This is a genomic window from Actinotalea ferrariae (assembly GCF_019733465.1).
GTDB classification, from domain to species: Bacteria; Actinomycetota; Actinomycetes; order Actinomycetales; family Cellulomonadaceae; genus Actinotalea; species Actinotalea ferrariae_A.
On the sequence record NZ_JACVQL010000051.1, the window covers coordinates 57,105 to 65,474 of the forward strand.

Genomic DNA, 8,370 nt, shown 5'->3' on the forward strand with positions numbered 1-8,370 from the left:
TACTTTCCATGCCGCGCTCACGCCTGCCGGTTCGGATTAACCCGTCGTCCTTCCTAGCGCGGTCGCCTGCATGCGCATCACTGCCCCTGCCGGGTGCCTAAGGGGGAGCCTAAGTCGGCGGACTAGGGGCGGACGAAGCCGAACGCCGATGGACGCGTATGGACCCTGACCTGCGGGATCGGCGAGAAGAGACGGCTCGCTGAGCGGGGGAGCGGAGACTGGGGGTCAAGGGGTCGCAGGTTCAAATCCTGTCATCCCGACAGTGAAAGAGCAGGTCAGAGGCCCGCACCGCTTCGGCGGAGCGGGCCTTTGAGTTGCTGGAACGCCTACGGGGGAGCCTACGTACGTCCTGGACGAACATGGACGCGGGCAGCACGGGCGTGGACAACCCCCAGAGTCGGCCGGCGGACGACTGGGCTCATCACCCAGAGGTCCCAGGTCTAGATCCTGCCGCCGCTACAGAGTGACGAAGGCCCGGACCTCACGGTCCGGGCGTTCGTCGTTCCTGCAACCAGCCCACGCCTATCGACCGCGTCGACCGCCTGAAGGCAGCGCGCCGGGGTTCATCCTGTCCGGGCGGGTGGAGTCTGCGCAATGCGGTGCCGCCAGCTGCACCACGTACGATGTGGTTGACCTTTCAACTGGTCGCCGGGAACGGGCCCGCTTCGGTCCTCGTGCCGGTGGCGGACGCATCGGCGACACGGCCACTCAGGAGCAGCATGACCGCCGTCGCCATGAGACACAGTGAGCTTCCCGCCGGGCTGCCCCAGGGCACGTGGCTGATCGACCCGTCGCACTCGCAGGCGACGTTCTCTGTGCGCCACGCCGGGATCGCGCGGGTCAGCGGGACCGTCGACATCACCGAAGGGCTCATCGTCGTCGGCCACAACCTGGTGCTGACGTCGGTGACGGCGACACTCGATGGGACGACGGTCAGCACGGGAGATCCCGCTCGCGACGAGCACCTGCGCAGCACCAACTTCTTCGACACCCGTAACCACCCCGAGTGGTGGTTCTCCTCCAACGTGGTCACCGTCCGCCCGGAGGGCTACGTGATCACCGGCTTCCTCGGACTCAACGGGGTGACCCGCTCCGTCGACCTCGCGACGCGGTTCGAGGGCACGGCGGTCGATCCCTTCGGCGCACTGCGCGCGGGCTTCTCGGCGAGCGCCCGCATCTCTCGCCGCACCTTCAACCTCACGTGGAACTCGGTGCTGGAGACAGGCGGTGTGCTCGTTGCCGACGATGTGCGCCTCCAGTTGGAGATCTCCGCGATCGCACGGACCTGACGCCGGCGCCGCCGCGCCGCCACATGCCGCGACCGCAGTCTGCTGCGTCCACGGCGCCGTGCTGTGCGGCGTGTGGAGTCGGATCCCTGGACTCTGGTGCCACTTGGCCCTTGGAGGAGGGCCTCGGCTTCAGCACCGAGTCGATCCACACCTGGCGCCGCCAGGACCGCGTCGACCGCGGCCACGCGCCGGGGCTGACCTCGGCGGAGAAGTCTGACTTGACGGCCGCCATCGGCATCACAGCATGGTTCCTCTGGCGGGCAGCAGAGCGTCGGTACTCGACGATGTCGGGCAGCCGCAGACGTGGCGGATACGCGAACCGTCGCCTCGGGTGTGGCGTTCGTACTCGTCACAGTCGATCTACGTCGTCTCCCGAGCCACGGGCGACCTCCTCGAGATCCTACGCTGGCGCGGCTGACCTGCTGCTGCCCGGTGACGACTACGGGTGGCCGGAGACCGAGGGCGTCGCGGGCTCGACCGGCGTCGCACCGATCGCGACGATCCATCCCGACGACGCCAGCCCGTCGGGCGTCGCGTACGCGGAAGGCTCGTTGTGGATCGGTGCGCTGGGCGGGCGCAGGCTGTGGCAGCCGGTCGAGGCGGGGTCCGCGACGGCCGACCCGATCGACCACCTGGTCGGCGACCACGGGCGCATCCGCACCGTCGAGACGGCTCCCGACGGCTCCCTCTGGCTCGTCACGTCGAACACCGACCGAGCCACCTGGGGCGGCACCGAGCCTCGCCCCGGGGACGACCGCATCCTGCGGGTCGAGGTCACGAGGCCCTGAGGGGCGCGACGACGCCGTGGACGGCAGGGAAGCCGAGCCTCAGCGCTGCTCGCCCTCCCGGCGCGCGCGCCAGGCCTGCTGCTTGACCCGGTTGCCGCACGCCTGCATCGAGCACCACTTGCCAGCGCGAGCTCTCGAGTGGTCGTAGAACGCCCACCGGCACGCGTCGTTCGCGCAGACCTTGAGCCGGCGCCAGGTGTCCTCCGTCATGGCCGCCGCGACGACCGCCAGCAGCGTGCCGAGAGCTGCGTCCACGCCCTTCGCGGTGGGTCGCGCGGCCCATCGCGGGTCGGCGGTGAACGCGAGCTGCAGGCCCGCGCGGTCGGCCGTCTCGTTGAGGGTCGCGACCGCGTCGGCCGCGACGGGCGCACCGTCGTGGTTGGACGCCATCGCGGAGCGCAACGCCTCGCGGAGCTCCACGGCGCGTCGGAGGTCGGTCTGGTCGGCGGTCACCTCGCGTCCGAGCAGCTCGGCGTCGCACAGCCAGGCGACGAGGCGCTCGGGCGTGGTCAGGGTGTCGGTCGCGGCCTCGATGTCCGACGTGTTGACGAACCGGCGGACGGTCTCGAGCCGGCCCGGCGCCGCGGACCCTGGCGCACCCATGCCGCGAGTCTACGAGCCCTTGATCGGCCTGGGTCAGCGGCGTAACCTCTGAATGCATGGCAGCGGTTACGGGGGACCCGCCGGCATGGTCCGTGCCCAACTTCCGGCGGCTGTGGGTCGCCTCGGCCGCGTCGTCGTTCGGGTCCGAGGTGTCCGAGATCGTGCTGCCTCTGCTGGCGATCACGACCCTGTCGGCCACCGCGTCGGAGGTGGGCTGGATCCGCACGGCGCAGTTCCTGCCGTTCCTGCTCGCGACCCTCCCGCTGGGTGTCCTCGTCGACCGTCGACGGCACCGGCGGCGGGACATGCTCGTCCTCGCCGACGTCGGCCGCTTCGCGCTCTTCGCCGGCATCGCGCTGCTGGTCTGGGCCGGCCTGTCGGACGTCGCGCCGCTCTACCCGCTGCTGTTCGCGATCGGGACGCTCACCGTCCTCTACCAGGTCGCGGACTTCGCGTTCCTGCCGAGCGTGGTCCGTCCCGGTCAGCTCGTCGACGCGAACGGCAAGATCGCGGCCACGAGCTCCGGGAACGAGATCGCCGGGCGGGGCGTGGGTGGCGTCCTGGTGCAGGCGGTCTCGGCGCCGGTGGCCGTCGCGGTCGACGCCGTCGCGTTCGGCGTGTCCGCGCTCGCGCTGCGCCGGATCCGGGTGGACCAGCTGCAGCCGTCGGACGAGGCGGAGAACCCGCGGGTGCGGACGGGACCGGCGTACCGCGACGCCGTCGCGGGGGTGCGCTACGCCGTGCGCGACCGGTACGTCCGGGCCCTGCTCGGCGAGGCGACGACGTACAACCTCTTCAACGAGCTCTTCCTCGTCGGGCTGCTGCTGTGGGCCGTGCGCGACCTCGGCCTCGGCGCCGCCACCATCGGCCTCGTCCTCACGGCGGGCGGGCTCGGGTCCTTCCTCGGCGCGTGGTTCGGCTCGCGGCTGACCGGGCGCTTCGGGTACGGGCGGGTCCTGGTGATCAGCATGCTGATCGGCAACACGGCACCCGTGGGGACCGCGGCGGTCGGCACCGGGGGCGCCACCGGGATCGCCGTGCTCTGCGCGCTGTTCGCGCTGGTCGGCATCGGCAGCGGGATCGCGAACGTGCATGCGGTCAGCCTGCGGCAGACCGCCGTCCCGGAGTCGCTGCGCGGGCAGGTGAACGCCGCGTACCGCCTGATCTCCTGGGGCGTGGTCCCGGTCGGCGCCGCCGCGGGCGGGCTGGTCGCCGAGCAGCTCGGGGGCCGGGGCGCGATGCTCGTCGGCGCGGTCGGGGTGGCGTGCGCGACGGCGTGGGTGGCGCTGTCCCCGGTCCGGCGTCTGCGTCGCATCGAGGACGCCGGGCGCGGTACGCAGGCCGGCGTGGGGTCGTGACGCCCGGGCCCCGACCGGCCACCACGTCCGGGTGCACAGCACCCTCGACGCCGGCGCGGCGACCCACCGTTCGCCGACTCACGCGGCCCGCAGCACAGTAGGCACGTGACGACCGAGACCGTCCCCGACGACGGGGACCGCTCCGGACCGAGCAGGCGCGCGCTGGTGGCCGCGGCCGTCGTTGTGCTGGCCGTGGTCGCGGCGGCCGTCGTCGGCGGGCTCCGGGGTGGTCGCGCCGCCCCGGCCGAGCCTGCGCCCGCCGCCGCGGTGAGCGAGGGCTCCGGTGAGGTCTCGGCGTTCCCGGTGCCCGGGACCGCCGTCGTGCGCCCCGAGGCGCAGCTGAGCTTCCGCGGCGACGTCGGCGACCTCTCGGGCCTCGAGGTGGTCGGATCGCGCTCGGGGGAGCACGCGGGCACCCTCGTCGAGCACTCGGACGGCGGCGGGGCGAGCTTCCTGACCGACGAGCCGTTCGAGCAGGGGGAGCGGGTCACCGTGTCGACCGGGCTGCCGGTCCGCGGGACGGACGACGGCGAGTACACGCTGACGGTCGCGGAGCTGGGTCAGCGCCCGCCGCTCGAGCCGCCGCCCGTGCAGAGCGTCGAGGACGCGCGGGCCCGCGCGTCGGCCGGCGGGGCGTCGGCCGACCCGGCCCCGACGGAGATGGGCTCCGCACCTGGAGGTCCGGCGGCTTCGGGGGAGCCGTCCCCGACGCCGTCGGCCGACCCCGTCCTCGCCGTCGAGCACGTCCACGAGTTCGCGTCGGCGCCCGGCATCGAGCCGCCACGCGTCGAGGTCACGGGGCCGGAGGCCGGCACGACCGGCCCCGACGACGAGGGCTCGCCAGGCCTCACCGCCCTCGGGATCAAGAACGGCTACGGGCAGAAGGGCCCGATCCTCCTCGACGACGCGGGGGAGACGGTCTGGTTCCGGCCCCTCGACGGCGTCGACGCGCGCGACGTGCAGGTCCAGACCCTCGGGGGCGAGCCGGTGCTCACCTGGTGGGAGGGGCGCATGAACGTCGGCTACGGCTACGGCGAGGCCGTCGTGGTCGACGAGGCGTACGAGGAGGTGGCGCGGGTCCGGATGACGAGCGGCTACGACGCCGACTCGCACGAGTTCCGCCTCACCGATGCGGGTACGGCCCTGCTCATGGCCTACGAGCCCGTGCGCATGGACCTGCGACCGGTGGGCGGTCCGGCCGACGGCCAGGTGGTCGACAACGTGGTGCAGGAGATCGACGTCGCCACCGGCGCGCTGCTCTTCGAGTGGCACAGCGTCGGCACGGTCGGCCTCGACGAGTCCTACCTCGAGCTGCCCGAGGACCACGTCCCGTACGACTACTTCCACGCCAACTCGATCGACGTCGACGACGACGGGGACCTGCTCGTGTCCGCGCGCCACGTGTGCTCGGTCGTCTCGCTCGACCGCGTGACGGGTGCGGTCGAGTGGCGGCTCGGCGGGCGCGAGAGCGACCTCGAGATGGGCGCGGGCGCCACCTTCCTCAAGCAGCACGACGCCCGACGTTCTGCCGACGGCACGCTCACGGTCTTCGACAACGGCGGCACCTGCGGTGGCACGACGCGCGAGAGCTCGCGGGGTCTGGCGCTCGTCGTCGACGAGGTGGCGATGACGGTCGAGGTCGCGCGGGAGCACCCGCACCCCGAGGGGCTCTTCTCCGAGAGCCAGGCGAACTACCAGGAGCTCGAGGACGGCTCCGTGTTCCTCGGCTGGGGGAGCCTGCCGCGGTTCACGCTGATGAGCGCCGACGGCGAGGTGCTGCTCGACGGCACGGTGCCCGACGAGCTGTCGGTCACGTCCTACCGCGCCCACCGGGTCGAGTGGACGGGCCGACCGTCGGCCGACCCGGCGGCCGTGCTGGTCGAGGCCGACGGCACTGCGGCGGTGCACGTGAGCTGGAACGGTGCGACCGAGGTCGACCGGTGGCGCGTGCTCGACGAGGCGGGTGCGGAGGTCGCGTCCGCGGCGCGCGCGGGGTTCGAGACGGTCCTGCCCCTCGGAGCGGCCGCGATCGACGGCGACCTGCGGGTCGAGGCCCTGGACGCGGCGGGCGAGGTGCTGGGCGAGGCCGACGTCGCGGGCTGAGGCGTGAGGACGCCGACGGGCGGCCGGCATGCGCCGACCGCCCGTCCACAGCATCCGCACCGGCAGACGCCTCTCGGCGCAAGGCCGCTCTCGGCGGCTGGAGGTGGAGCCCGGGGTCATGGACCGGTGCGGCATCCGTGACAACGCGGTGCCCCGGACGGATGTTCCCGGACCGGGGCTCAGCGGATGAGGTCCAGGGTCTTGACCTTGAGGATCGCGTGGATCGCGGCCTCGATGGAGTCCTCGTCCTCCGGGCCCTCGCCGGCGGGCTCGTCACCGCTCTGGATGGCCACCAGGCTCAGCGGCTTCGTCGTCGTCGAGCTGGCGCCGTACGAGTAGTACAGGGAGACGGGCGCCTCGTTGCGCAGCACGTCGTACATGCGCGTGAAGTCGCCCGACGGGATCTGGGCGAAGACCGTGATGCCGTCGTAGTTCAGGCCGCCGACGTTGATGGCCCACCCGCTCATGCTCGCGTAGGACGGGAAGAAGAACAGGGTCGCCTTGTTCTGGATGCCGTGCGCGAGCACCGGCCCGGCGATCGTGAGCCGGGTGTACTGCGTCGAGGTGTTGCGGGCGACCTGCACGGTGTACGACTCGATCGGGATGGTTCCTGAGGGCATCGTGCGCTCCTTCGACGTCGACCGGCTGCAGCGATGGCCGGTCGGGCGGGACGGGTTCCCGCCTCTGCTGGTTGAGGAGCGCGCCGCGGCCGTCCTGTGACAGCCGCTCGCGGACCGGTGCCCGCGGGACGTGACGCCGGCTCTAGTGGACCAGCGCGAGCCAGTGCAGCGTGGCTGCGACGCGGCGGTTCAGCGCCGGGTCGTGCTGCGGCAGCCCCAGCTTCTCGAACAGGTTCGAGACGTGGCACTCGATGGTCTTGGGGCTCACCGACAGGCGCTCGGCGATGCCGGCGTTGGACAGGCCCTGGGAGAGCAGCTCGAGCACGTCGCGCTCGGCCCCGGTGAGCCGACGGGTCAGGACAGGGCCTCCGTGGGTGCCGGGACCGGCGTCGGCATGCGCACCTCCGGAGGCCACCGCGTCGGTAAGGGGCACCGCGTCGGGCACCGCGGCGAGCCATGCCACCACGTCGTCGGCGGAGACGTCGTCGAGCGCCGCCACGTGGAGGTTCCCCGGCGGTCGCAGGAGCCTCTCGGGCCCCGCGGGCGGGGCACCGTCCGACGACGTCCGTGCGGGGACCCGCAGGCCGAGCCAGGTCCCCGGACCGTCGGTGAGGGCGAGCACCGCGACCCCGCGGTCGAGCACCGCCGCGAGCCCCGCACGACCCGTCGCGGGGTCGTCCCGAGCCCCGACCAGGGCCACGAGCGCCTGCGGCGCGAGCCCCGCGGGCAGCGCACCGGGCTTGGACGCCTCGGCGTGGACGCTGACACCCCGCGCGACGAGCTGCAGCACCAGCCCGTGCCGCACCAGGGGTACGGCGCCCACGACGGCGACCCGCACGGTCGGACCCCCTTGCGCTCGACGTGACCCCATGGTGCTCTCCCCGGCCCGGATCGGGCCAGACCCGGACAATTCGGTGTTTTCCCCGATGCCGCGCCGGTCGGCCGACTCCTAGCGTCAGGAGCGGCCGGCACCGCCGCGTGGCGTGCGCCGAGGCCCAGCGGAGGTGCGCGATGCCCGGACCACCCCGCCGCCCGGAGGGTGACGACGACGGGCTCGTCGACGCCCGGCTCGTGCGACCGGTCGACCTGCTCGACGCCCGGCTGACCGCACCGGGCTGCACCGTCGAGCGGGACGGCGACGGCGCGTTCCTCGTGGCTGCGGGTGACGCGGCCTCGCTCGTGCTGCACCTGCCGCCGCAGCACCTCGGCGAGCGCGCGTGGCCCGCAGGCGGCACCGCGGGAGCCCTCTCGGCGCACCGCGCCGCCGCACCGACGCGCGTCGTCTTCGCGCTGCCCGACGGCGTCCGCGTGCCCTTCACCCTCTCCGGCGTGCTCGCCGTGCTGCCGACCCTCGAGCTCCGCGTCGCGCCGCACGCCACGCCCGCCGTCGTCGGTGGCGAGCTGCGGCCGCGCCCGGGCTGGCTCGACGACGTGCTGGTGCCCGGGTGGCAGCGCCTCGCCGACGGGGCCGACGACGCCGTGCTCGCGGACCTCGTCCTGGGCACCGGTCACGCCGCCGCGGTCGCCTCGACGGCGCTGCACGACGTCGCCGCCCGCGTGCTGCTCCACGCCGGCGCGGCACGCCTCGTGCGCGGGCACGCCGGGACGG

At 73.5% G+C, this 8,370-nt stretch carries 8 protein-coding genes; 5 read left to right on the forward strand and 3 right to left on the reverse strand.

Translation table 11 applies throughout. The features are described 5' to 3' along the window. Positions 1-719 precede the first annotated feature (719 nt). Both ICW40_RS04715 and ICW40_RS20750 read left to right on the forward strand, forming a co-directional pair. A complete protein-coding gene (locus tag ICW40_RS04715; RefSeq protein WP_221652676.1) occupies positions 720-1,289 on the forward strand; it encodes a YceI family protein in 570 nt (189 codons plus the stop codon). 110 nt (positions 1,290-1,399) lie between these two features. Continuing rightward, positions 1,400-2,077 (forward strand): PQQ-dependent sugar dehydrogenase, encoded by a 678-nt coding sequence (locus ICW40_RS20750; protein WP_260458778.1) that lies wholly within the window; start codon positions 1,400-1,402, stop codon positions 2,075-2,077. A 39-nt stretch (positions 2,078-2,116) separates the two neighbouring features. Here the strand turns inward: ICW40_RS20750 and ICW40_RS04725 are convergent, their stop codons facing one another. Then, positions 2,117-2,680, reverse strand: a complete 564-nt coding sequence (locus ICW40_RS04725; protein ID WP_221652677.1) for a CGNR zinc finger domain-containing protein — start codon at positions 2,678-2,680, stop codon at positions 2,117-2,119. Between the two features lie 56 nt (positions 2,681-2,736). Between ICW40_RS04725 and ICW40_RS04730 the strand changes: the two genes are divergently transcribed. Next, on the forward strand, positions 2,737-4,038 hold the full coding sequence (locus ICW40_RS04730) for an MFS transporter (RefSeq protein WP_221652678.1): 1,302 nt from the start codon (positions 2,737-2,739) through the stop codon (positions 4,036-4,038). Positions 4,039-4,143: 105 nt separating this feature from the next. Further along, positions 4,144-6,141, forward strand: coding sequence for an arylsulfotransferase family protein (locus ICW40_RS04735; protein ID WP_221652679.1), 1,998 nt, complete (start codon positions 4,144-4,146; stop codon positions 6,139-6,141). 179 nt (positions 6,142-6,320) lie between these two features. Here the strand turns inward: ICW40_RS04735 and ICW40_RS04740 are convergent, their stop codons facing one another. Further along, entirely contained in the window at positions 6,321-6,761 is a 441-nt protein-coding gene (locus tag ICW40_RS04740; protein ID WP_221652680.1) for a hypothetical protein, read from the reverse strand. Between the two features lie 142 nt (positions 6,762-6,903). Then, positions 6,904-7,599 carry a helix-turn-helix transcriptional regulator gene (locus tag ICW40_RS04745; RefSeq protein WP_308121629.1) on the reverse strand — a complete coding sequence of 232 codons (696 nt, stop codon included), beginning with the start codon at positions 7,597-7,599 and terminating at the stop codon, positions 6,904-6,906. A 173-nt stretch (positions 7,600-7,772) separates the two neighbouring features. On the opposite strand from ICW40_RS04745, the gene ICW40_RS04750 reads away from it, so the two are divergent. Next, a partial coding sequence (locus tag ICW40_RS04750; RefSeq protein WP_221652682.1) for a hypothetical protein occupies positions 7,773-8,370 on the forward strand: 598 nt, incomplete at its 3' end.

Coding starts and splice junctions, on each gene's coding strand:
- ICW40_RS04715 (WP_221652676.1), top strand. CDS start 720: ATGACCGCCGTCGCCATGAGACACAGTGAGCTTCCCGCCGGGCTGCCC.
- ICW40_RS04725 (WP_221652677.1), bottom strand. CDS start 2,680: ATGGGTGCGCCAGGGTCCGCGGCGCCGGGCCGGCTCGAGACCGTCCGC.
- ICW40_RS04730 (WP_221652678.1), top strand. CDS start 2,737: ATGGCAGCGGTTACGGGGGACCCGCCGGCATGGTCCGTGCCCAACTTC.
- ICW40_RS04740 (WP_221652680.1), bottom strand. CDS start 6,761: ATGCCCTCAGGAACCATCCCGATCGAGTCGTACACCGTGCAGGTCGCC.